The sequence below is a fragment of the Pseudomonas sp. Pso3 genome (assembly GCF_055393275.1).
Genome location: NZ_AP043687.1, coordinates 3,784,089 through 3,807,302, shown reverse-complemented (window position 1 = coordinate 3,807,302; position 23,214 = coordinate 3,784,089). Strand labels below are relative to the sequence as shown.

Here is a 23,214-nt window from a genome sequence, read left to right as displayed (position 1 = left end):
CGTAAAGAACGTTGCTTTTGCCGGGAAAGCCATGCTTCATAAGGTGTCGGCAAGTTGTTGCCAGTGGTCGGACCTGGGCTGCCAGCCTGGCGACCGATCCGATGCGCGATCCGTACCGATACCAAAAGGCAACCCGGTCGCCTAGGCTGTGGCGAGCGGGGATAGGAAATCCAGAAAGCTTCGGAGAGATGTGATGGGTGAGCAACGCGAAACCGGGACCGTCAAGTGGTTCAATGACGCCAAGGGATATGGATTCATTCAACGCGAGGGCGGTGCCGACGTGTTCGTTCACTACCGCGCCATCCGTGGTGAAGGCCACCGCTCCCTGACCGAAGGCCAGCAGGTGGAGTTCTCGGTGGTCGAGGGCCAGAAGGGCCTGCAAGCCGAAGACGTGGCCCGGGTCTAGGCCCGCTGTGCGAGGAGCGCAAGGCTCCTCGCACCTTCAGTTCACTCGGTGCGCCAGACGATCTCTTCGACGCCCGCCTCCGTCACCTTCAGCCAGCGATCGGCGGCTTCTTCCTCTTCTTCCTCGCTCCAGCCACTTGGCGCGCAGCGCACCTGCACCTGCAGGGCCGCATGGGCATCGCGGGCACAGGCCAGATCGTCCACCCAGGGCGATACATCGCTTTCCAGCAGCAGGCTGTGCCATTTGCCCACCGCCTTCGGCAGCCAGGTGACCGGAATGGACTCGCCGCCATAGCGCAGGGTGCACTTGAAGGTCTGCCCACGCGCCTGCCAGGCGCAGGGCATGGCGAACACCTGTTCGAGCCAGGCCGAGACGGCGTCCTGGTCGACGTCCTTGAGATAGATTTCGATATCGGGCTGGCGCATGGGGCTTAGGCTCCGGATTTGACGATCCAATCGTAACGTACTGCCACCCGCACCTCGAAGGGCGTGGCGAGGACCCGCTCCCGGCGTTCGGCGTTGACGCGCCAACCGTGGGGGGTCATGGCCAGCAGGTCTTCACGGGTCTGGCGTTCGGCCAGCGGCAGCACGAATTCGAGCCCCTCGCTGTGGGCCAGTTCCAGGCCCTCCGGCAGATCCTGCAGGTGCTTGTCTTCGGCATAGTCGCGCACCTCGTCATAGAGCCGCTGGCGCAGCTCCAGCAGGTGGGCGCTGGCCGGACCCAGGCGCAGGATGCCGCCGCCGGGTGCCAGCACGCGCTGGGCTTCGGCCCAGTCGATGGGGCTGAAGACACTGGCCAGCAGCTGGCAACTGGCGTCCGGCAGCGGCAGGCGCGCCATGCTCGCCACCAGCCAGGTCAGGGCCGGGGTACGCCGGCAGGCGCGGCGCACCGCCTCGCGGGAGATGTCCAGGGCATAGCCGTCGGCCGCGGGCAGCGCCTGGGCCAGGCGCGCGGTATAGAAGCCTTCGCCGCAGCCCACGTCGATCCAGCGCTGGGGCGCGCGTTCGACGGCCAGGTGCGCCAGGCGCTCGGCCAGGGGCGCATAGTGACCGGCATCGAGAAAGCGTCGGCGGGCCTCGACCATGGCGGCGTTGTCGCCCGGGTCCAGACTCTTCTTGTGCTGCACCGGCAGGAGGTTCAGATAGCCCTGGCGGGCACGGTCGAATCTATGACCGGCGGCGCACCCGACGCCACCCTCGAGTTCGGCCAGCGGGGCTTGGCAGAGCGGACAGATCAGCTTCATGCAAGCAACCGCACCAGGGTGCCGTAGTACACCTCGGTCAGTAGATCCAGGTCGCTGGCCAGCACGTGCTCGTCCACCTGGTGGATGGTGGCGTTGACCGGACCCAGTTCAACCACCTGGGCGCCCAGGGTGGCGATGAAGCGACCGTCCGAGGTGCCGCCGCTGGTGGAGGCTTCGGGGCGGTAGCCGGTGACGGCTTCCACGCTGGCCGAGACGGCGTCGAGCAGATCGCCCGGCTCGGTGAGGAAGGGCAGGCCGGACAGCGACCAGTCGATGTGCCAGTCCAGGCCGTGGCGATCGAGGATGGTCTCGACCCGGGCCTGCAGGCCCTCCACGGTGGATTCGGTGGAGAAGCGGAAGTTGAACAGCGCCTGCAACTCCCCCGGCACCACGTTGCCGGCGCCGGTGCCGGAGTTGACGTTGGAGATCTGGAAGCTGGTGGGCGGGAAGAAGGCGTTGCCGGCGTCCCACTGTTCGGCGGCCAGATCCGCCAGCGCCTGGGCGGCCAGATGAATGGGGTTGCGCGCCAGGTGCGGATAGGCCACATGGCCCTGCTTGCCGCGCACGGTCAGGCGACCGTTGAGCGAGCCGCGACGCCCGTTCTTGACCACGTCGCCCAGCAGCCGGGTGCTGGAGGGTTCGCCGACGATGCACCAGTCCAGCCGTTCGCCGCGCTCGCGGAGGCGCTCGACCACGGCACGGGTGCCGTGCAGGGCGGGGCCTTCCTCGTCACTGGTGATGAGGAAGGCGATGGCGCCGCGATGGTCCGGGTGGTCGGCGACGAAGCGCTCCACGGCGATGATCATGCTCGCCAGGCTGCCCTTCATGTCGGCGGCGCCGCGACCGCGAAGCATGCCGTCGGCATCCACGTGGGCATTGAAGGGGGCCTGCTGCCAGGCCTCCAGGGGGCCGGTGGGCACCACGTCGGTGTGCCCGGCGAAGCACAGCACCGGACCCGCGCCGCCACGCCGCGCCCAGAAGTTGTCCACCTCTTCGATGCGCAGGGGTTCGAGGGCGAAGCCCAGGCGCTCCAGGCGCTGCATCATCAGGGCCTGGCAGCCTTCGTCCAGCGGCGTGACCGAGGCCCGGCCGATGAGGTCGCAGGCGAGTTCCAGGGTGGGGGTGAGGGCGGTGGTCATGGCGGGTCCCGGGAGGCGGCTAGGGTTCAGGGGGAGCGGTATGGTAAAGGAAAACCTATACTGTGGCTTTTGTGGAAAGCCTTCATGACGTTCGATGAACAACGCTTCGGCGGGATCGCCCGGCTCTATGGGCAGGAGGCCGTCGAGCGCCTGGCCGCCAGTCATGTCGCCGTGGTCGGCATCGGCGGGGTGGGCTCCTGGGCCGCCGAGGCCCTGGCCCGCAGCGGCGTCGGCCGCATAAGCCTGTTCGATCTGGACGACGTCTGCGTCAGCAACACCAATCGCCAGGTGCATGCGCTGGAAGGCCAGGTGGGGCGGCCCAAGGTCACGGTGATGGCCGAACGCATCCAGGCCATCAATCCGGCCTGCCAGGTCAAGGCGGTGGCGGACTTCGTCACCCGCGAGACCATGGCCGACTACATCACTGAAGAGCTCGACCTGGTGCTGGACTGCATCGACAGCGTGGCCTCCAAGGCGGCGCTGATCGCCTGGTGCAAGAGGCGCAAGATCGCCATCGTCACCACCGGCGGCGCCGGCGGCCAGATCGACCCCACCCAGATCCAGGTGGTCGACCTCAATCGCACCTACAACGACCCCCTGGCCTCGCGGGTCCGCTCGCTGCTGCGCCGCGACTACGGCTTCTCGCGCAATCCCAGTCGCCACTACAGCGTGCCCTGCGTCTTTTCCACCGAGCAACTGCGCTATCCCAAGCCGGACGGCAGCGTCTGCCAGCAGAAGAGTTTCGTCGGCGAAGGCGTCCGCCTGGACTGCGCCGGCGGCTTTGGCGCGGTGATGATGGTGACCGCCACCTTCGGCATGGTCGCCGCCGCCCGCGCCGTGGACAAGCTGATCCAGAAGCCGAAGAAATAGCGCTTTTCGTCGGTTGGGTTGAGCGCAGCGAAGCCCAACGGTGCCCCGATCGATCCGGCCATGTTGGGCGTGAAGGCGCCCGCGGGTGCGTAGGGTGGACAACGGCGCAGCCTTGTCCACGCGGGAGGTGCCGGGGTGCCAGTGGAAAACGCTGAGCGGTTTTCCACGCTACGAGGTTTCGAGCGAGTCAGCCCTCACCCCAGCCCTCTCCCCGAGGGAGAGGGGGTGGTACCGGCGCATCGGCTTAGACAACGGCACGCCTCAGCTAGGTAGGGTGGACAACGGCGCAGCCTTGTCCACGCGGGAAGGGTGTCGGGATGCCAGTGGAAAACGCTGCGCGGTTTTCCAGGCTACGAGGTTTCGAGCGAGTCAGCCCTCTCCCCGAGGGAGAGGGGGTGGTACCGGCGCATCGGCTGAACGACGGCACGCCTCAGCTAGGTAGGGTGGACAACGGCGCAGCCTTGTCCACGCGGGAGGTGCCGGGGTGCCAGTGGAAAACGCTGAGCGGTTTTCCACGCTACGAGGTTTCGAGCGAGTCAGCCCTCACCCCAGCCCTCTCCCCGAGGGAGAGGGGGCGGTAATGGCGCATCGGACGGACGACGGTACGTCTCTCTTTACATATCCTGCGGCGTTTCCCGGGCGGGGCGGTCGTCGGCGATGGCGGGGACGTGGAGGCCGGTCTTGGCCAGTTGCTGGCCTTCCATCTGCGGCTGGGTGGTCCAGGTGAGGATGTCGTAGTAACGGCGCACGTTCTGCACGAATTCCACCGTTTCGCCGCCGCGGGCGTAGCCGTAGCGGGTCTTGCTATACCACTGCTTCTGCGCCAGGCGCGGCAGCATCTTCTTCACGTCCAGCCAGCGATCCGGATCCAGGCCCTGGGATTCGGCCAGGCGGCGGGCGTCGAGGATGTGGGCGATGCCGATGTTGTAGGTGGCCAGGGCGAACCAGGTGCGATCCGGTTCGTTGATGCTGTCGGGCAACTCGTCGCGGATCTGGTCGAAGTACTTGGCACCGCCGGTGATGCTCTGCTCGGGATCCAGGCGATTGGACACGCCCATGGCCTGGGCGGTGTTGTTGGTCAGCATCATCAGGCCGCGCACTCCGGTCTTGGAGGTGGCGTCCGGCGTCCATAGCGATTCCTGGTAGCCCATGGCAGCGAGCAGGCGCCAGTCCAGCTGATGCTTCTGCGCCACCTTGCGAAAGTGCTTCTCGTACTTGGGCAGGCGTTCCTGCAGGTGCTGGGCGAAGGTGTAGGCGCCCACGTAGCCGAGCACGTCGACGTGGCCGTAGTAGCGCTCCTTGAGCTGCTGCAGGGTGCCGTCGCGGCGGACCTTGTCGAGGTAGGCGTTGACCGCGTCGAGCAGGCTATTGTCCTCGCCGGGTTGCAGCGCCCAGGCCTGGCCCTGGTTGTCGCCGAGGTCGAAGGCCACCCGCACGTTGGGGAAATAGACCTGGTTCATGGCCAGTTCGTTGGAGTCCACCAGGGTCAGGTCGATCTGGCCTTCGTCGACCATGCGCAAGAGGTCGCTGACCTCCACCTGATCGGACTCGTCGAAGGTGAGCTCCGGCACCTGGGCCTGCAGCGCCCTGAGTTGCTGGGCCTGGCTGCTGCCCTTGAGCACCAGGATGCGCTTGCCGACCATGTCCTTGGGGGTGCTGGGGCGGACGGTGCCGTTGCGGTAGATGACCTGGGGCACCACGTCCAGATAGCTGCGGGAGAATTTCAGATTCTGGCGATTGACCGAGGGCGTGAGGCCGGCGGCGGCGATCACCGGGCCGTCCGGCGCGGTCAGGCGATTGAAGAGGTCGTCGAGGTTGTCGGCGGTGCTGATTTCCAGGCGCACCTTGAGCGATTCGGCGAAGCCCTTGACCAGTTCGTATTCGAAGCCGGTCTCGCCGTTACGGTCCTGGAAATAGGTCGCCGGACTGTTGCGCGTCACCACGCGCAGGACGCCGGCCTGCTGCACCTGCTCCAGCGTGGTCGGCTTGGGCGGCGCAGGCACGTCCGCTTCCCCGCAGCTCATGAGCAAGGCGAGAAAGGGCAGGGTAAGCCAGGCGAATCGCTTGAAGGCTTTATTCAAATGGGCTAGCTCGGCCATACGGCATCAAAACGGCACTGGCGCCTTGCTGACGCGCCTCATCGGTCGGCCCCTCCGGGCACTCGTTATAGTCGGGACGCTCCGCGCCACCGGTCCGGCCAAAGGCTCTATCCTGAGCCCAATGTGGAGCCGCGTCCATGGGGCGCGGCAGGCCGTATCGGCGGGCAGTATACGCGAGAAGTGGCAAAGCGCCCATTTTATACATACAAGGGTGGTGGTAAGGCTGGATGAACCCTCGTCGCCGGAAGGTGTCCCCGGCGCGCCTTTAGGCTAGAATGCACGGCCCCAAAGTGACTTGGCCCCGAGGCTGTCCCCGATGCTGATCCTGCGCGGCGCTCCCGCTCTTTCTTCGTTCCGTCACGGCAAACTTCTCGACCAGCTGACTCGCCTGGTTCCCGGTGTCTCCGGGCTCTATGCCGAGTTCGTTCATTTCGCCGAAGTCGCTGGCACCCTGAGCGCGGAGGAAGAGGGCATCCTCGGCCGACTGCTGCAATACGGCCCCAGCGTCCCCCAGCAGGAACCCAGCGGCGCGCTGTTCCTCATCGTGCCCCGTCTGGGCACCATCTCGCCCTGGTCGAGCAAGGCCACCGACATCGCCCACAACTGTGGCCTGGCGCAGATCGAGCGCCTGGAGCGCGGCGTGGCCTACTACGTTGCCGGCGAGCTGGACGCCGCCGCCCATGCGCAACTGGCCGCGGCCCTGCATGACCGCATGACCCAACGCGTGCTGCCGACCCTGGACGCCGCCGCCGACATCTTCAGCCATGCCACGCCCAAGCCGCTCACCGCGGTGGACGTGCTCGGCGGCGGTCGCGCGGCCCTGGAAAAGGCCAACCTGGAGCTGGGCCTGGCCCTGGCCGAAGACGAGATCGACTACCTGGTGAAGAGCTTCACCACCCTGGGGCGCAATCCCCACGACGTCGAACTCATGATGTTCGCCCAGGCCAACTCCGAGCACTGCCGGCACAAGATCTTCAACGCCAGCTGGGACATCGACGGCGAGAGCCAGGAGAAGTCCCTGTTCGGCATGATCAAGAACACCTACGAGATGAACCGCACCGGCGTGCTGTCCGCCTACAAGGACAACGCCGCGGTCATGGAAGGCTTCACCGCCGGGCGCTTCTACCCCGACGCCGAGTCCCGCGAATACGGCGCGCACAGCCAGCCCGTGCACATCCTGATGAAGGTGGAGACCCACAACCACCCGACCGCCATCGCTCCCTTCCCCGGCGCCTCGACCGGCTCCGGCGGCGAGATCCGCGACGAAGGCGCCACCGGTCGCGGCTCCAAGCCCAAGGCGGGCCTGACCGGCTTCACCGTCTCCAACCTGAACATCCCCGGTTTCGAGCAGCCCTGGGAACAGCCCTACGGCAAGCCCGAGCGCATCGTCACCCCGCTGGACATCATGATCGAAGGCCCGCTCGGCGGCGCCGCCTTCAACAACGAATTCGGGCGTCCGGCCCTGGCCGGCTACTTCCGTACCTTCGAACAGCAGGTCGAGACCCCCCGCGGTCTCGAGGTGCGTGGCTATCACAAGCCGATCATGCTCGCCGGCGGCCTGGGCAACATCCGCGCCGACCACGTGCAGAAGGGCGACATCTCGGTGGGCGGCAAGCTCATCGTGCTGGGCGGCCCGGCCATGCTGATCGGCCTGGGCGGTGGCGCGGCCTCGTCCATGTCCACCGGCGCCAGCTCCGCCGACCTGGATTTCGCCTCGGTGCAGCGCGAGAACCCGGAAATGGAGCGCCGCTGCCAGGAGGTCATCGACCGCTGCTGGCAGCTGGGTGAAAACAACCCCATCACCTTCATCCACGACGTGGGTGCGGGCGGTCTGTCCAACGCCTTCCCCGAACTGGTCAACGATGCCGGTCGCGGCGGTCGTTTCGAGCTACGCAACGTGCCCAACGACGAGCCGGGCATGAGCCCGCTGGAGATCTGGTGCAACGAGTCCCAGGAGCGCTACGTGCTCTCCGTGGACGCCGAGAACTTCGAGACCTTCAAGGCCATCTGCGAACGCGAGCGCTGCCCCTTCGCCGTGGTCGGCGAGGCCACCGAGGAGCGCCAGCTGACCGTGGCCGACAGCCACTTCGGCAACAACGCCGTGGACATGCCGCTGGACGTCCTGCTCGGCAAGCCGCCACGCATGCACCGCAGCGCGACCCGGGAAGCCGAATTGGGCGACGCCTTCGACGGCGCCGGCCTGGACCTGACCGAGTCGGTGGAGCGCGTCCTGCGTCACCCGGCCGTGGCCAGCAAGAGCTTCCTGATCACCATCGGCGACCGCACCATCACCGGTCTGGTCGCCCGCGACCAGATGGTCGGCCCCTGGCAGGTGCCGGTGGCCGACTGCGCCGTGACCGCCACCAGTTTCGACGTCCACACCGGCGAAGCCATGGCCATGGGCGAGCGCACCCCGCTGGCGTTGCTCGACGCGCCCGCTTCCGGCCGCATGGCCATCGGCGAGACCATCACCAACCTGGCCGCCGCGCGGATCGATAAGCTCGGCGACATCAAGCTCTCCGCCAACTGGATGGCCGCTGCCGGCCACCCGGGCGAAGACGCGCGCCTCTATGAAACCGTCAAGGCGGTGGGCATGGAGCTGTGCCCGCAGCTGGGCATCACCATCCCGGTCGGCAAGGACTCCATGTCCATGAAGACCCGCTGGCAGGACGGCGGCGAAGACAAGAGCGTCACCGCGCCGCTGTCGCTGGTGATCACCGGCTTCGCCCCGGTGCAGGACATCCGCCGCACCCTGACCCCCCAGCTGCGCCTGGACAAGGGCCAGACCGACCTGATCCTCATCGACCTGGGTCGCGGCCAGAATCGCCTGGGCGGCTCCATCCTCGCCCAGACCCACGGCAAGCTCGGCCAGCAGGCTCCCGACGTCGACGAAGCCGAAGACCTCAAGGCCTTCTTCGCCGTGATCCAGGGCCTCAACCAGGACGGCCTGCTGCTGGCCTACCACGACCGTTCCGACGGCGGCCTCATCACCACCCTGGTGGAAATGGCCTTCGCCGGTCACTGCGGCCTGGCCCTGCGCCTGGATGCCCTGGCCGCCGACCGTGACGAGCTGACCCGGGCGCTGTTCGCCGAAGAACTGGGCGCCGTCATCCAGGTGCCCCAGGACTTCACCCATGAAGTGCTGGCCCAGTTCAGCGCGGCCGGTCTGGAAGACTGCGTGGCGGTGATCGGCAACCCGGTCAACGGCTACGAGATCAACATCCACTACCACGACGAGCACCTCTACCGGGCCGAGCGGCGCATGCTGCAGCGCGTCTGGAGCGAGACCAGCTTCCAGATCCAGCGCCTGCGCGACAACGCCGAGTGCGCCCAGCAGGAATTCGATGCCCTGCTGGAAGAGGATCATCCGGGGCTGTCGGCCAAGCTGGCCTATGACCCCAACGAAGACATCTGCGCCCCCTACATCAAGAAGGGCGTGCGGCCGCAGGTCGCCATCCTGCGCGAGCAGGGCGTCAACGGTCAGGTGGAGATGGGTGCGGCCTTCGATCGCGCCGGTTTCGCCGCCATCGACGTGCACATGAGCGACATCCTCTCCGGGCGCATCGACCTGGCGGACTTCAAGGGTGTGGTGGCCTGTGGCGGCTTCTCCTATGGCGACGTCCTCGGCGCCGGCGGTGGCTGGGCCAAGTCCATCCTGTTCAACGCCCGCGCCCGTGACGGCTTCCAGCAGTTCTTCGAGCGCACCGATACCTTCACCCTGGGCGTGTGCAACGGCTGCCAGATGGTCGCCAACCTGCGCGAGCTGGTGCCCGGCAGCGGCTTCTGGCCGCGCTTCGTGCGCAACCGCTCCGAGCAGTTCGAGGCGCGGGTGGCCATGGTCCAGGTGCAGGATTCGCCGTCGCTGTTTCTGGCCGGCATGGCCGGGTCGCGGCTGCCCATCGCCATCGCCCACGGCGAAGGCTTCGCCGAGTACCCCAATCAGCAGGCGCTGGTCGCGGCTGATGTCTCCGGCACCGTGGCGCTGCGCTATGTCGATGGTCACAGCAAGGTCACCGAGACCTATCCGGCCAACCCCAACGGCTCGCCGCTGGGCATTACCGGTCTGTCCAGCCAGGACGGTCGCGTGCTCTTGATGATGCCGCACCCCGAGCGCTGCTTCCGCGCCGTGCAGAACTCCTGGATCCCGGCCGACTGGCAGGGCGAGGACGGTGGCTGGATGCGCCTGTTCCGCAATGCGCGGGTCTGGGTGGATTAAGGGTTCGGCGCCTGGCCAGGCTTGCTCGACCTGCGGTCGGGTGAGCCTGGCTCATACGCTCTTCTTCCAAACCGACGGCGAGCCACCAGGCGTCCGCCGCTGCGCTCTTACCCCCTCTCCCTCAGGGAGAGGGCTGGGGTGAGGGCCGCCCAGCCCGAGAGCGCCTTCCATGCTCAAACTCTGCTTCTACGTCCCCGACTCCCACCTGGAAACCGTCAAGCAGGCGATCTTCGCCGTGGGCGGCGGTCGCATCGGCCGCTATGACAGCTGCTGCTGGCAGGTCCGGGGCCTCGGCCAATTCCGTCCGCTAGCGGGCAGCCAGCCGCACCTGGGCAAGCAGGGCAGTCTCGAACAACTGGAGGAATGGCGGGTGGAACTGGTGCTGGCCGACGAGCCGATCGCCCGCCAGGCCGTGGCAGCGCTCAAGGCGGCGCACCCCTATGAGACGCCGGCCTATGACGTGGTGCAGGTGCTGGATGTCTAGGGTTCAGGGATAGCCCAGGACCTTCTTGATCCGCGCCAGCTCACGCTCGATCCAGCACGGATCCACCGCGCCCCAGTCGCGAATCTCATAGCCGCCGGCATTGTTGCGGGCGCCTTCGCCCTGCACGAACTGGCAGTCGATATCCAGATCGGCCAGCGCCACCAGGGTGTCCTGCGCGGTGCGCCGCGGCATGCCGGTGGCGGCCATCAGGGCCGGCACGCTGGTGGCGGTACCGCTGGCCACCAGCCAGGCTACATAGAGACGGCGATAGAAGCTGGTCTTGGTCTTGCTCACGTCCATGAGAATCGTCCTGGCAATAAAAAGCCCACCGCGAGGGTGGGCTTCAGGGGCATCAGAGGGTGGCGATGCGCTGCCGCTGGTCCACCAGCTTGGCCAAGGCCTGTTCGGCCTCGGCCAGTTTGGCGCGTTCCTTTTCCAGGACCTCGGCGGGCGCCTTGGCGACGAAGCCTTCGTTGCCCAGCTTGCCGCCGACGCGCTTGACCTCGCCTTCCAGGCGGCCGATCTCCTTGTCCAGGCGCGTCAGTTCCGCGTCCTTGTCGATCAGGCCGGCCATGGGCACCAGCACTTCCATCTCGCCGACCAGGGTGGTGGCGGACATCGGCGCTTCTTCACCGGCGGCCAGCACGCGGACCGATTCCAGCTTGGCCAGCTTGTTCAGCAGCGGCTCGAAATCGGCCAGGCGGCGCTGGTCCTCGGCACTGGCGTTGGCGACGATGATGTCGATGCGCTTGGCCATGGAGATCTTCATCTCGCCGCGGATCTGCCGCACGCCCAGCATCAGCGCCTTGACCCACTCGATGTCGCCTTCGGCGGCGGCGTCGATACGCGCCTCGTTGGCCACCGGCCAGGGTTGCAGCATCAAGGTCTCGCCCTGGACGCCGGCCGGCGCCTTAAGGCGCTGCCAGATTTCCTCGGTGATGAAGGGCATGAAGGGGTGCGCCAGGCGCAGCACCACTTCCAGCACCCGCGCCAGGGTGCGGCGGGTGCCGCGCTGGCGTTCGAGGGAGGCGTTCTCGTCCCACAGCACCGGCTTGACCAGCTCCAGGTACCAGGCGCAGTACTCGTCCCACACGAATTCGTAGAGCGCCTGGGTGGCCAGGTCGAAGCGGAAGGCGTCGAGCTGACGGGTCACCTCGGCCTCGGTGCGCTGCAGCTGGGAGATGATCCAGCGGTCCACCGAGGACAGCTCGACGGGTTCGTCGTTGACGCCGGTGTCCTGGCCCTCGACGTTCTCCATGACGAAGTTCGCCGCGTTCCACAGCTTGTTGCAGAAGTTGCGATAGCCCTCGACGCGACCCATGTCGAACTTGATGTCGCGGCCGGTGGTGGCCAGGGAGCAGAAGGTGAATCTCAGGGCGTCGGTGCCGTAGCTGGCGATGCCGTCCGGGAATTCGGCGCGGGTCTGCTTGGCGATCTTTTCGGCCAGCTTGGGCTGCATCAGGCCGCTGGTGCGCTTCTGCAGCAGAGTGTCCAGGTCGATGCCGTCGACGATGTCCAGCGGGTCGAGCACGTTGCCCTTGGACTTGGACATCTTCTGGCCCTGGCCGTCGCGCACCAGGCCGTGGACGTAGACGGTCTTGAACGGGATCTGCCCGGTCAGGTGGGTGGACAGCATGATCATCCGGGCGACCCAGAAGAAGATGATGTCGAAGCCGGTGACCAGCACGTCGGTGGGGTGGAAGGTCTTGAGCGCCTCGGTCTGCTCGGGCCAGCCGAGGGTGGAGAAGGTCCACAGGCCGGAGCTGAACCAGGTGTCCAGGACGTCTTCGTCCTGGCGCAGGGCGATGTCACCCAGGTCGTGCTTGGCACGCACCTCGGCCTCGTCGCGACCGACATAGACGTTGCCGGCCTGGTCGTACCAGGCGGGAATGCGGTGGCCCCACCAGAGCTGGCGGCTGATGCACCAGTCCTGGATGTCGCGCATCCAGCTGAAGTACATGTTCTCGTACTGCTTGGGCACGAATTGCACCTCGCCGCTCTCGACCACGGCGATGGCCTTGTCGGCCAGGGGCTTGGTGGAGACGTACCACTGGTCGGTCAGCCAGGGCTCGATCACGGTGCCGGAGCGGTCGCCCTTGGGTACCTTGAGCGCGTGGTCCTCGATCTTTTCCAGGCGGCCGGCGGCGTCCAGGTCGGCGACGATGCGCTTGCGCGCCTCGAAGCGGTCCAGACCGGCGTAGGCGGCGGGGAGGGTGGCATTGAACATGCCGTTGACGCTGCCGTCCAGATTGAACACCTGGGCGCCGGGCAGCACTGCCGCATCGGCGTCGAAGACGTTGATCAGCGGCAGGTTGTGTCTCTTGCCGACTTCATAGTCGTTGAAGTCGTGGGCCGGGGTGATCTTGAGGCAGCCGGTGCCGAATTCGGGGTCGCAATAGTCGTCGCCGACGATGGGGATGCGCCGGCCCACCAGGGGCAGCTCGACGTACTGGCCGATCAGGTCCTTGTAGCGCGGGTCTTCCGGGTGCACGGCCACGGCGGCGTCACCCAGCAGGGTCTCGGGACGGGTGGTGGCGACCACCAGATGGTCCATGCCCTCGGCGGTACGGGCGCCATCGGCCAGCGGATAGCGCAGGTGCCAGAGGTGACCCTTTTCGTCATGGCTTTCCACTTCCAGGTCGGAAATGGCGGTGTGCAGCTTGGTGTCCCAGTTGACCAGGCGTTTGCCGCGGTAGATCAGGCCGTCCTCGTGCAGGCGTACGAAGGCTTCCTTGACCGCCTCGGAGAGGCCGTCGTCCATGGTGAAGCGCTCGCGCGACCAGTCCACCGAGGAACCCAGGCGGCGGATCTGCCGGCTGATGTTGCCGCCGGATTCGTTCTTCCATTCCCAGACCTTCTCGAGGAATTTCTCCCGGCCCAGGTCATGGCGCGACAGGCCCTCGGCGCCGATGCGGCGCTCCACCAGCATCTGGGTGGCGATGCCGGCGTGGTCGGTGCCCGGCTGCCAGAGGGTGTTGCGACCCTGCATGCGGCGGAAGCGGATCAGGGCGTCCATGATGGCGTTGTTGAAGCCATGGCCCATGTGCAGGCTGCCGGTCACGTTCGGCGGCGGGATCATGATGGTGTAGGGCTCGCCCGACCCCTGGGGCGCGAAATAGCCCTGGCGTTCCCAGGTCTGGTACCAGGAGGTTTCGATGGCGTGCGGCTGGTAGGTCTTGTCCATGGAGGGGGCTTTTGTCGCTGGAAGAGGAAAGCCTCCGAGTATAGCGACTCCGGCCCGCCGACGGCAGGGCGCCTTGGCGCCCCGGGCTCAGGGACGCTGCAGCAATTCTTCCAGGCGCTGCTGCAGGCGGCGCTGCAGTTCGGCTTCCAGGCGCGGCAACTGTTCGTCGAGCAGTTCCTGGAGGATGGCCGGCGCCTCCTGGCGCAGACGCACCTGGGCCAGGTCTTCGTGGGGCGCGCTGGGCGTCGCGTCCTCGATGACGTCCGGCACGATCTGGTCGAGCAGCGGTGGGATGGCCTTGAGCCGCTCGGCGCTGGGGGCGATGACGTCGGAGAGGATGGGGATGCCATCGACGCTGCTCGGATGGACCGCGCTGCGGCTCTTGTCGAGCACCTGGCGGATGGCTTCGAGGTCTTGCAGGACGTGCGCGGGAGGCTTGGTGCTGGTCATGAAATCAGACACGTGACAGCTGATGGTCCTGTAGAGCATAGCCAAGCTTGCGGTAGAAGCGAAAACCTTCGCGCATCGCCTGGCGCACTTCGGGGGCTTCGACGACCACCTCGGCGATGCGGGCGAAACCCGCATGGCAGGGCGGCGGGGCGAGGCTGAGGTTGATCAGCAGCTCGCCTTGCTGCTCGGCGGGCGTGGTCAGACCCAGCACCACGGGGCTGTCGCTGGCGTTCTCCGCCAGATCGTGGGGAACGAAGCTGTCGGGACGGAACGCCCACAGCTGCTCGTCCAGGCGCTGGCGCTGCTCGACGTCGGCGCAGTGCACATAGACCGGCATGCCCTGTTTCCAGGCCTTGTCCACCAGCCGGCAGGCAAAGGCCAGCCGCGCCGCGGGATCGGTGGAAGGCAGAACATAGAAGTCGACACGGGTCATGGCGGATCACGAAGAAGGGGAGGGAAGCGGCAAGGCCGCGACGCAGGGGCGTCGCGGCCTCTATAGGCGTTAGCACGTGTTCAAAGTCTCGCGAGCTAGAGCCAAGCAAGGCGAAAAGACCTGAGGAAGCGGAGTTTACAAAACGTAAATGAGCATTCCGAAGGTCTTTTCAACGCCGTTTGGCCGACGCGCAGCAGACTTTGAACAGGTGCTTAGGCCTCGGCGGTGCGGTCGAGCAGATACTGCACCAGCAGCGGGACCGGGCGACCGGTGGCGGCCTTGTCCTTGCCACCGCTGATCCAGGCGGTGCCGGCCACGTCCAGGTGGACCCAGGGATAGGCCTTGGCATAGCGCGCCAGGAAGCAGCCGGCGGTGATAGTGCCGGCCTTGGGACCGCCGATGTTGGCCATGTCGGCGAAGGGGCTGTCCAGCTGCTCCTGGTACTCGTCGTGCAGCGGCAGTTGCCAGACGCGGTCGTCGGCGCGATCGCCGGCCTGCTTGACCTGGTCGATCAGGGCGTCGTCGTTGCCCATCAGGCCCGAGACCAGCGAACCCAGGGCGGTGATGCAGGCCCCGGTGAGGGTGGCGATGTCGATCACCGCCTTGGGCTGGAAGCGCTCGGCGTAGGTGAGGGTGTCGCACAGCACCAGCCGGCCTTCGGCGTCGGTGTTGAGGATCTCGATGGTCTGGCCGCTCATGCTGGTGACGATGTCACCCGGACGGGTGGCGGTGCCGCTGGGCATGTTCTCGGCCAGGGCCAGGAGGCCTACCACGTTGATCGCCGGCTTGAGTTCCATGAGGGCGCGGAAGGTGCCCAGGACGCTCGCGGCGCCGCACATGTCGTACTTCATCTCGTCCATGCCGGCGCTGGGCTTGATGCTGATGCCGCCGGTGTCGAAGGTGATGCCCTTGCCGACCAGGGTGTAGGGCTGGGCATTCTTGGCGCCGCCCTTGTACTGCAGCACCACCAGGCGCGGCGGCTGGGCGCTGCCCTGGGCCACGGCGAGGAAGGAGCCCATGCCCAGTTCGCGCATCTTCTTCTCGTCGAGCACCTCGACGGAGAGCCCGGCGTCCTTGAACTGCTTGCCCAGGGCCTTGGCCTGATCGGCCACATAGACCGGGTTGCAGACGTTCGGCGGCAGGTTGCCGAAGTCCTTGGCGTAGGCGGTGCCGTGGGTGATCGCCAGGGCATGGGCCAGGGCGCGCTCGGCTTCCGGCTGGGAGGCCTTGGTGGTGACCAGGGTCAGCTTCTTCAGCGGCCGCGGCTCGGCCTTCTTGCTCTTGAAGCGATCGAAGACGTAGTCGCCATCGGCCAGGGTCTCGGCCAGCAGGCGCAGACGGGCATAGCCGTCGCGATTCTTGACCGGCACATCGCCCAGGGCGATGGCGGCGTCGCTGCCGCCCAGGCTCTTGAGCACGCCCAGGGCGCCGCTGGCCAGCTTGCGGTACTGGCGGTCGGAAAGCCCTTCACTGGCGCCGCTACCCACCAGCAGCACGCGCTCGGCCTTGATGCCGGGCAGATTGGTCAGCAGCAGGGTCTGGCCGGCCTTGCCGGCGATGTCGCCGCGCTTGACCGCCGCGCTCAGGGCGCCGGAGGTGGCGGCGTCCACGGCGCTGGCCGCTGCGTCGAGCGCACCGCCTTCACCGACGGCCACGACCAGCGTGGCGGTTTTCAGGGTTTCCGGACGAGCGTTTTTGACGACGAATTCCATTAGGAGAAGCTCCCCAAGACAAACACATGAGTTCGCAGGATATAATGCGGGGCTTTCGCCAGGGCCTTTCCCGGCGATCGGCCTTCAACGGGTGGGCCTTGCAACGCAAGCCATGCAGCCGAGCTAGTGTGAGCGTTCGCGCCAGAGCCTGACAACCCTGGAGAATCCTGTTTGATCGTCTTCCGCTATCTGTCTCGAGAAGTTCTCACCACCCTCGGTGCGGTCAGTGCCGTGCTGCTGGTGATCATCATGAGCGGCCGCTTCATCAAGTACCTGGCCCAGGCGGCCCAGGGCCTGCTGGATCCGGGCGTGCTCCTGCTCATCATGGCCTATCGCATCCCCGGCTTCCTGCAGCTGATCCTGCCGCTGGGCCTGTTTCTCGGCTTCCTGCTGGCCTATGGCCGGCTGTACCTGGACAGCGAGATGACCGTGCTCACCGCCACCGGCCTGAGTCCGCGCCGCCTGCTGGCCTACAGCATGGCCCCGGCCGCGGTGGTCGCCCTGATCGTCGCCTGGCTGAGTCTTTCGCTGGCGCCGCTGGGCGTGCAGAAGGTCACCACCATCCTCAACCAGCAGGATGCCATGACCGAGTTCGACACCCTCGAGCCGGGTCGCTTCCAGTCCCTGAGGGACAACTCTCGCGTCACCTACACCGAGCGCCTGTCGGCGGATCGCAGCCAGCTGGGCGGGGTCTTCATTTCCGAGCGCAACACCTCCACCGCCGGCGGCAAGGACCGTGGCGTGGGCGTGCTGGTGGCCGACACCGGCCGGCAGGAAATCCACCCGGACGGCAGTCGCTACCTGATCCTGCAGAACGGCTTCCGCTACGACGGCGTGCCGGGCCAGGCCGACTACCGCGCGGTGCAGTACGACACCTACGGTGTGCTCCTGCCCAAGCCCGCGGTCAGCGAGGACATCAGCGAGCGTGATGCCGTGACCACCGGCGAGCTGATGCGCAGCAACGACCTGCAGTACCGCGGCGAGCTGCAGTGGCGGCTGTCGCTGCCGATCCTGGTCTTCATCGTCACCCTCATCGCCGTGCCCCTGGCCAAGGTCAATCCGCGCCAGGGCCGCTTCCTCAAGCTGCTGCCAGCGATCCTGCTGTACATGGCCTATCTGTCGCTGCTGATCGCCGCCCGTGGCGCCCTGGACAAGGGCCGCCTGCCGCCGGCCATCGGGCTGTGGGGCGTGCACCTGCTGTTCCTGGTACTCGGCCTGCTGTTGGCCTTCTGGGAACCGCTCAAGGCGCGTCTGCGCGGTCACAAGCCGGAGGTGGCGGCATGAACAAGCTCGACTGGTACATAGGTCGCACCGTCTTCGTCAGCATCCTCGCGGTACTGGGGGTGATCGTCGGTCTGGCCCTGCTGTTCGCCTTCATCGACCAGCTCGGCGACTTCGACGACAACTACGGCGTCGCCGAGGCGCTCAAGTTCGTCCTGCTCACCACGCCGCGCCGGGCCTACGAGATGCTGCCTATGGCCGCGCTGATCGGCTGCCTGATCGGCCTGGGCACCCTGGCCAGCAGCAGCGAACTGATCGTGATGCGTGCCGCTGGCGTCTCCCTGGGGCGCATCGTCTGGGCGGTGATGAAGCCGATGTTCGTGCTGCTCATCGCCGGCATCCTGATCGGCGAGTACGTGGCGCCCTGGTCGGAAAACCTGGCGCAGAGCGGGCGGGCCCTGGCCCAGAGCGCCGGCAAGGCACAGAGTTCGCGCCACGGTCTCTGGCATCGTCAGGGACACGAATACACTCACGTCAACGCGGTGCAGCCCAATGGCCTGCTCCTGGGCGTGACGCGCTACGAATTCGACGACAATCGCCACCTGCTGCAATCCAGCTTCGCCCAGCGCGGCATCTATCGCGGCGATCACTGGGAGCTGGAAAACGTCAGCATCACCGACTTCGGCAATCGCCAGACCAGCGTGCGCCAGGAGCCCAAGGTCACCTGGAACGTCGAGCTGACCCCGCAGGTGCTCGACACCGTGATCATGGAGCCGGATGCGCTGTCGATCTCCGGGCTGTGGTGGTACATCCACTACCTGGCCGATCAGGGGCTGAGCAACAAAAGCTACTGGCTGGCGTTCTGGTCGAAGATCTTCCAGCCGCTGGTGACCGCCGCCCTGGTGCTGATGGCGATCTCCTTCATCTTCGGCCCGCTGCGCTCGGTGACCCTGGGACAGCGGATCTTCACCGGGGTGATCATCGGCTTCGCCCTGCGAATCTTCCAGGATCTGCTGGGGCCGTCCAGCCTGGTGTTCGGCTTCTCGCCGCTACTGGCCGTGCTGGCACCGGCGCTGCTCTGCGCCGTGGCCGGGGTGCTGTTGCTGCGCCGGGCCGGCTAGGGCCCGGCGGCGCCGTCCGCTAGGCGGCGCCCTTGCTCACGACCGGTTGCGGCTGCAGCCAGCCGGCGTGGGCTTCGCAGAAGCTCAGGATTCGCTGCACGCGGCGGATCTGATCCCGATGGCGGCATTCGCCTACCACGGTACGCACCAACAGATCGACGTTCTGCATGTGGATCAGGCGCAGATCCGCGCTCATGTCGGGGCAGGCTTCCATCTCGTCCATGCGCGTCTCGCAACGCGAGAGCAGGCGCTCGATGAAGGCGGTGGAGAAGCGAGCGGGGGTCTGGGCCGTTTCCAGGTCCTTGACCGCCACCTGGGAGAGAGGGGAGAGCGTTTCCATGCGCAAGATCTCGCGTCCGTATCGATGTCTTACTATTGCATGCTTTGCCCTCGGGTTTCAGCTGCCGGTTGTCAGCTGGCTATCCGGTCGTTTGCCGGGCTCGGCGCGGATGTCCCGGCGTTTCGACGCCACCTCGAGCAGCGCTGATCGCGCCTCAAGATAAGACTGTTTCTGCTGCAGATCAGCCGGATGATCGATGGTGAGTCCGGCCAGATAGCGCTGCCAGGCGATCAGGTAGGCCTTCTGCGCATTGCGCAGCAGGCGATCTTGGCCGGTGGGTAACTGGCCCGTAGCCTGCTTTTCTTCGGCAGCGGCCTGGGTCTGGCAGCTGTTCAGCCGCTGGCGAAAGTCCGCCAAGCGCCCCTGCTCGCCCGCCAGGCGGGCGTTGTTGCCGTGCAGCACCAGCAATTCGCATCCATAGAGCGCACTGTGCAACCGGGCCTGCAGGGTCCAACTAGGCGAGCGATCCAGGTCGACAGCTGCACCGGCTGGCTGGGCCGGTTGCTGTACGGCGCAGCCTTGCAGTCCAAGCAACAGGACGATCAGCAGTGGTGCGGTTCGCCTCATACCTAGCCCTCGCTAAACAGATCGAGAATGCGAGCCTACTGGTAGCGTTCCCATTCGTGATACTTGTCCATCAGGTAATTCCCGACCGGCTGCCGCTTCTGGCAGTCCTCACCGCTCAGCGGACTCGGCTCGCAGATCGGGCCGGCATCGCTGTAGTGACTGCAGCCGGACAGTAGCAGTGCGAGGCCAAGCAATATCCATTTCAACTTCAACAGGCATCCTTCCTCATGATGAAAGCGGGAGTGGGGTGATCAAGAGCGTGCCTGATCAACGGGGCGGCGCATTCGTAAAGGTACAGAAGGCGCAGCGAGTGGAGACCCTCCAAGGCTGCGTATCTCGCAAATTCGGCCAATCTGTATGAATTGACAGTCTTGCTGCCCGGGTACCATACCCCTCCTGTCCTGATAGAGGCCGTCATGCAACTGAGCGACATTCCATTCGGAATCACTGATTGGTCGACAATCGAACCTGTAGTCCATGCGGGAACGACCGGCTCGGCTGTTTGGCGTACCTGCCAGTTTGGGGCAATACGAGTCCGCATGGTCGAGTACAGTGAGAGTTACCTTGCCGATCACTGGTGCAGCAAGGGGCACATCCTGCTGTGCCTGGACGGTCGATTGGATACCGAGCTGGTCGATGGTCGCGTCTTCACCTTGACCGCTGGCATGAGCTACCAGGTGGCCGACAATGCCGAGGCCCACAGATCCTCTACCGCGATTGGCGCCAGATTATTCATCGTGGACTAAGGCTCGTCTCGAGGCCGCAACCCGGGCGCCCCAGGCACAAAAAAACCGCCTCAAGGGGCGGTTTCTTCGGCCTCCAGCCAACACGGAGAAGGCCTGGAAGGTACAGCTTGGTGCCCCGGGGGAGACTCGAACTCCCACTCCTTTCGGAAACGGATTTTGAATCCGCCGCGTCTACCGGTTCCGCCACCGGGGCAATGGCGGCGGAGTATAGGGACGCGGGCAGGCCCGGTCAATCCAAAGTGCGTTGGTGAAAAAGGCCGCTTCCGGTAAGCTGTGCGGCCTTTCGAGATCTACCTGCCATGCACGTCGCCGACTTCCATTTCGACCTCCCCGAATCCCTCATCGCCCGTCATCCGCTGGCCGAGCGCCGCGGCAGTCGATTGCTGGTGCTCGACGGCCCCAGCGGTGAGCTCAGTCATCGCCATTTCGCCGATCTGCTGGGCTATCTGCGGCCCGGCGACCTGATGGTGTTCAACGACACCCGGGTGATACCCGCGCGGCTGTTCGGCCAGAAGGCCAGTGGCGGCAAGCTGGAGATCCTGGTGGAGCGGGTGCTGGACGAGGAGCGGGTGCTGGCCCATGTGCGGTCCAGCAAGTCGCCCAAACCGGGCAGCCGCATCCTCATCGACGGCGGCGCCGAAGCCGAGATGGTGGCGCGCCACGAGGCGCTGTTCGAGCTGAAATTCGCCGAGCCGGTGCTGCCGCTGCTGGAGCGGGTCGGCCACATGCCGCTGCCGCCCTATATCGACCGGCCTGACGAAGCCGAGGATCGCGAGCGCTACCAGACCGTCTATGCGCGCAATGCCGGCGCCGTGGCCGCGCCCACTGCCGGACTGCACTTCGACGAGCCGCTGCTGGACGCCATCCGCGCCAAGGGCGTGGCGACCGCCTTCGTCACCCTGCACGTCGGTGCCGGCACCTTCCAGCCGGTGCGGGTGGAAAGGATCGAAGACCACCACATGCACCGCGAGTGGCTGCAGGTCGACCAGGCCGTGGTGGATGCCGTGGCCGCCTGCCGCGCCCGGGGTGGCCGGGTGATCGCCGTCGGCACCACCAGCGTGCGTTCGCTGGAAAGCGCCGCCCGTGACGGCGAGCTCAAGGCCTTCGCCGGCGAGACGGACATCTTTCTCTATCCCGGTCGGCCCTTCCACGTGGTCGATGCGCTGGTGACCAACTTCCACCTGCCCGAGTCGACCCTGCTGATGCTGGTGTCGGCCTTTGCCGGTTACCGCGAGACCATGGCCGCCTATGCCACGGCCGTGGCCGAGGGCTATCGCTTCTTCAGTTATGGCGACGCCATGTTCATCACCCGCAATCCCGGGGCCCAGGGCCCGGAGAGCTGATATGAGTTTCATGAATTTCGAATTGCTGGCCACCGAGGGCAAGGCCCGTCGCGGTCGCCTGACCTTTCCCCGCGGCGTGGTCGAGACCCCGGCCTTCATGCCGGTCGGTACCTACGGCACGGTCAAGGGCATGCTGCCCGACAGCGTCGCCGACATCGGCGCCCAGATCATCCTCGGCAACACCTTCCACCTCTGGCTGCGCCCAGGGACCGAGGTGATCCAGCGCCATGGCGACCTGCACGACTTCATGCAGTGGCAGGGGCCGATCCTCACCGATTCGGGCGGCTTCCAGGTGTTCAGCCTGGGCGCGCTGCGCAAGATCAAGGAGGAGGGCGTCTACTTCGCCTCGCCGGTGGACGGTGCCAAGGTCTTCATGGGGCCCGAGGAGTCCATGGCGGTGCAACGCGCCCTGGGCTCGGACATCGTGATGATCTTCGACGAGTGCACCCCTTATCCTGCCGACTTCGACACCGCGCGCCGCTCCATGGAGCTGTCGCTGCGCTGGGCCAAGCGCTCCCGCGAAGCCCATGGCGACAACCCCTCGGCGCTGTTCGGCATCGTCCAGGGTGGCATGCACGAAGAGCTGCGCCTGAGGTCCCTGGAGGGCCTGGAAGGCATCGGCTTCGACGGCTACGCCATCGGCGGCCTGTCGGTGGGCGAGCCCAAGGAAGAGATGATCAGGGTGCTGGACTTCCTGCCGCCGCACCTGCCGGCCGACAAGCCGCGCTACCTGATGGGCGTAGGCAAGCCGGAAGACCTGGTGGAAGGCGTGCGCCGTGGCGTCGACATGTTCGACTGCGTGATGCCCACCCGCAATGCCCGCAACGGCCACCTGTTCATCGACACCGGTGTCCTCAAGCTGCGCAATGCCGTGCACCGTCACGACGAGACGCCGCTGGACCCGACCTGCGACTGTTACACCTGCAAACATTTCTCCCGGGCCTATCTGCACCATCTGGATAAATGCGGGGAAATGCTGGGGAGTATGCTGAATACGATCCACAACCTGCGGTATTACCAGCGCGTGATGGCCGGTTTGCGCCAGGCTATCCAAGAGGGTAAATTGGCCGACTTTGTGGACGCCTTCTATGCTCGGCGCGGCCTGCCTACGCCGCCGCTCGACAGCTGAAAGCCCCTGTCCGATCGCCCTGGCGAAACGACGCTCGCGCGTCCTTCGTCGGGGGCGTGAGCAGGGTCTCGAGGCGGTCGGAACGGCGGCGAGCGACCCCCGGCATCTCTTCTTTTTCCGTCATCCAACTCTGCAAGGAGTAGTGCAATGAGTTTTCTGATTTCCACGGCCCAGGCCCAGGAAGCTGCCGCGCCGGCCGCCAACGCTGCACCGGGAGGTGAATACATTCAGTTCATCTTCCTGATCGGCTTCGTGGTGATCTTCTATTTCCTGATCTGGCGTCCCCAGGCCAAGCGCACCAAGGATCACAAGAACCTGATCGGCGGCCTGCAGAAGGGTGACGAAGTGGTGACCACCGGTGGCATAGCCGGTCGCATCAACAAGGTCACCGACGAGTTCGTGGTGCTGGAAGTGTCCGACAACGTCGAGCTCAAGTTCCAGAAGGGCGCCATTGCCGCGACCCTGCCGAAGGGCACCCTGAAGGCCCTCTGAGTCTTCCTCAATCTAGCTA

Annotated in this window: 22 protein-coding genes and 1 tRNA gene; 10 read left to right on the top strand and 13 right to left on the bottom strand. The window is 66.2% G+C overall.

The features are described from left to right. The first annotated feature begins 193 nt into the window (after positions 1 to 193). On the top strand, positions 194 to 406 hold the full coding sequence (locus ACZ5R1_RS17920; RefSeq protein WP_027597241.1) for a cold-shock protein: 213 nt from the start codon (positions 194 to 196) through the stop codon (positions 404 to 406). A gap of 41 nt (positions 407 to 447) precedes the next feature. Here ACZ5R1_RS17920 and ACZ5R1_RS17915 read toward each other — a convergent pair whose 3' ends face one another. From ACZ5R1_RS17915 to dapE, 3 genes are read right to left on the bottom strand one after another with little or no spacing between them, the layout of a single operon-like run. Further along, complete coding sequence (locus ACZ5R1_RS17915; RefSeq protein WP_007163036.1) at positions 448 to 831, bottom strand: hypothetical protein; 384 nt, start codon at positions 829 to 831, stop codon at positions 448 to 450. Between the two features lie 5 nt (positions 832 to 836). Continuing rightward, on the bottom strand, positions 837 to 1,649 hold the full coding sequence (locus ACZ5R1_RS17910) for a putative RNA methyltransferase (protein ID WP_464712629.1): 813 nt from the start codon (positions 1,647 to 1,649) through the stop codon (positions 837 to 839). Then, positions 1,646 to 2,788, bottom strand: coding sequence for a succinyl-diaminopimelate desuccinylase (dapE, locus tag ACZ5R1_RS17905; RefSeq protein ID WP_115945837.1), 1,143 nt, complete (start codon positions 2,786 to 2,788; stop codon positions 1,646 to 1,648). Before dapE ends, ACZ5R1_RS17910 begins: the two co-directional genes overlap by 4 nt. Before the next feature lie 84 nt (positions 2,789 to 2,872). Between dapE and tcdA the strand changes: the two genes are divergently transcribed. Then, positions 2,873 to 3,658: a tRNA cyclic N6-threonylcarbamoyladenosine(37) synthase TcdA gene (tcdA, locus tag ACZ5R1_RS17900; RefSeq protein ID WP_007163033.1), complete on the top strand. Its 786-nt coding sequence runs from the start codon at positions 2,873 to 2,875 to the stop codon at positions 3,656 to 3,658. A 614-nt stretch (positions 3,659 to 4,272) separates the two neighbouring features. On the opposite strand, the gene mltF is transcribed toward tcdA, so the two are convergent. Next, complete coding sequence (gene mltF / locus ACZ5R1_RS17895) at positions 4,273 to 5,757, bottom strand: membrane-bound lytic murein transglycosylase MltF (protein ID WP_074583883.1); 1,485 nt, start codon at positions 5,755 to 5,757, stop codon at positions 4,273 to 4,275. A 316-nt stretch (positions 5,758 to 6,073) separates the two neighbouring features. Here mltF and purL point away from each other — a divergent pair, with 316 nt between their 5' ends. Together purL and ACZ5R1_RS17885 are read left to right on the top strand one after the other, a co-directional pair. After that, positions 6,074 to 9,973, top strand: coding sequence for a phosphoribosylformylglycinamidine synthase (gene purL, locus ACZ5R1_RS17890; protein WP_115945838.1), 3,900 nt, complete (start codon positions 6,074 to 6,076; stop codon positions 9,971 to 9,973). Between the two features lie 169 nt (positions 9,974 to 10,142). After that, the gene (locus tag ACZ5R1_RS17885) at positions 10,143 to 10,457 is read left to right on the top strand and encodes an NGG1p interacting factor NIF3 (protein ID WP_464712628.1); all 315 of its coding nucleotides are present in this window, start codon (positions 10,143 to 10,145) and stop codon (positions 10,455 to 10,457) included. Positions 10,458 to 10,460: 3 nt separating this feature from the next. Here ACZ5R1_RS17885 and ACZ5R1_RS17880 read toward each other — a convergent pair whose 3' ends face one another. From ACZ5R1_RS17880 to ACZ5R1_RS17860, 5 genes are all read right to left on the bottom strand, one after another. Next, positions 10,461 to 10,757 (bottom strand): winged helix-turn-helix domain-containing protein, encoded by a 297-nt coding sequence (locus ACZ5R1_RS17880; protein ID WP_115945839.1) that lies wholly within the window; start codon positions 10,755 to 10,757, stop codon positions 10,461 to 10,463. 52 nt (positions 10,758 to 10,809) lie between these two features. Continuing rightward, positions 10,810 to 13,641 carry a valine--tRNA ligase gene (locus ACZ5R1_RS17875; RefSeq protein ID WP_464712627.1) on the bottom strand — a complete coding sequence of 944 codons (2,832 nt, stop codon included), beginning with the start codon at positions 13,639 to 13,641 and terminating at the stop codon, positions 10,810 to 10,812. An 87-nt stretch (positions 13,642 to 13,728) separates the two neighbouring features. After that, positions 13,729 to 14,091, bottom strand: a complete 363-nt coding sequence (locus ACZ5R1_RS17870; RefSeq protein WP_042136331.1) for a hypothetical protein — start codon at positions 14,089 to 14,091, stop codon at positions 13,729 to 13,731. A 4-nt stretch (positions 14,092 to 14,095) separates the two neighbouring features. Then, entirely contained in the window at positions 14,096 to 14,524 is a 429-nt protein-coding gene (locus ACZ5R1_RS17865) for a DNA polymerase III subunit chi (protein WP_115945841.1), read from the bottom strand. Between the two features lie 212 nt (positions 14,525 to 14,736). Further along, positions 14,737 to 16,236, bottom strand: a complete 1,500-nt coding sequence (locus ACZ5R1_RS17860) for a leucyl aminopeptidase (protein WP_027602456.1) — start codon at positions 16,234 to 16,236, stop codon at positions 14,737 to 14,739. A gap of 171 nt (positions 16,237 to 16,407) precedes the next feature. On the opposite strand from ACZ5R1_RS17860, the gene lptF reads away from it, so the two are divergent. After that, positions 16,408 to 17,520, top strand: a complete 1,113-nt coding sequence (lptF, locus tag ACZ5R1_RS17855) for an LPS export ABC transporter permease LptF (protein WP_027597230.1) — start codon at positions 16,408 to 16,410, stop codon at positions 17,518 to 17,520. Beyond that, positions 17,517 to 18,578, top strand: coding sequence for an LPS export ABC transporter permease LptG (gene lptG / locus ACZ5R1_RS17850; RefSeq protein WP_007162971.1), 1,062 nt, complete (start codon positions 17,517 to 17,519; stop codon positions 18,576 to 18,578). The genes lptF and lptG overlap by 4 nt, the downstream gene beginning before the upstream one ends. Positions 18,579 to 18,597: 19 nt before the next feature. Here the strand turns inward: lptG and ACZ5R1_RS17845 are convergent, their stop codons facing one another. Genes ACZ5R1_RS17845 through ACZ5R1_RS17835 form a run of 3 tightly spaced genes read right to left on the bottom strand, consistent with a single transcriptional unit; the run spans position 18,598 to position 19,679 of the window. Further along, complete coding sequence (locus ACZ5R1_RS17845) at positions 18,598 to 18,918, bottom strand: hypothetical protein (RefSeq protein WP_007162970.1); 321 nt, start codon at positions 18,916 to 18,918, stop codon at positions 18,598 to 18,600. Positions 18,919 to 18,975: 57 nt separating this feature from the next. Continuing rightward, positions 18,976 to 19,485 carry a hypothetical protein gene (locus ACZ5R1_RS17840; protein WP_027597228.1) on the bottom strand — a complete coding sequence of 170 codons (510 nt, stop codon included), beginning with the start codon at positions 19,483 to 19,485 and terminating at the stop codon, positions 18,976 to 18,978. Between the two features lie 35 nt (positions 19,486 to 19,520). Then, positions 19,521 to 19,679: a hypothetical protein gene (locus tag ACZ5R1_RS17835; RefSeq protein WP_464712626.1), complete on the bottom strand. Its 159-nt coding sequence runs from the start codon at positions 19,677 to 19,679 to the stop codon at positions 19,521 to 19,523. Between the two features lie 222 nt (positions 19,680 to 19,901). On the opposite strand from ACZ5R1_RS17835, the gene ACZ5R1_RS17830 reads away from it, so the two are divergent. Continuing rightward, on the top strand, positions 19,902 to 20,231 hold the full coding sequence (locus ACZ5R1_RS17830) for a DHCW motif cupin fold protein (protein WP_027602459.1): 330 nt from the start codon (positions 19,902 to 19,904) through the stop codon (positions 20,229 to 20,231). A gap of 108 nt (positions 20,232 to 20,339) precedes the next feature. Here ACZ5R1_RS17830 and ACZ5R1_RS17825 read toward each other — a convergent pair. After that, positions 20,340 to 20,424: transfer RNA gene (locus ACZ5R1_RS17825), tRNA-Leu, on the bottom strand. Between the two features lie 106 nt (positions 20,425 to 20,530). Between ACZ5R1_RS17825 and queA the strand changes: the two genes are divergently transcribed. The 3 genes from queA (at position 20,531) to yajC (ending at position 23,195) form a co-directional block, all read left to right on the top strand. Continuing rightward, a complete protein-coding gene (gene queA / locus ACZ5R1_RS17820; RefSeq protein WP_115945842.1) occupies positions 20,531 to 21,574 on the top strand; it encodes a tRNA preQ1(34) S-adenosylmethionine ribosyltransferase-isomerase QueA in 1,044 nt (347 codons plus the stop codon). A gap of 10 nt (positions 21,575 to 21,584) precedes the next feature. Beyond that, the gene (gene tgt / locus ACZ5R1_RS17815) at positions 21,585 to 22,703 is read left to right on the top strand and encodes a tRNA guanosine(34) transglycosylase Tgt (protein ID WP_007162952.1); all 1,119 of its coding nucleotides are present in this window, start codon (positions 21,585 to 21,587) and stop codon (positions 22,701 to 22,703) included. A 147-nt stretch (positions 22,704 to 22,850) separates the two neighbouring features. Further along, positions 22,851 to 23,195, top strand: a complete 345-nt coding sequence (gene yajC / locus ACZ5R1_RS17810) for a preprotein translocase subunit YajC (protein WP_007162951.1) — start codon at positions 22,851 to 22,853, stop codon at positions 23,193 to 23,195. Positions 23,196 to 23,214: the final 19 nt, after the last annotated feature.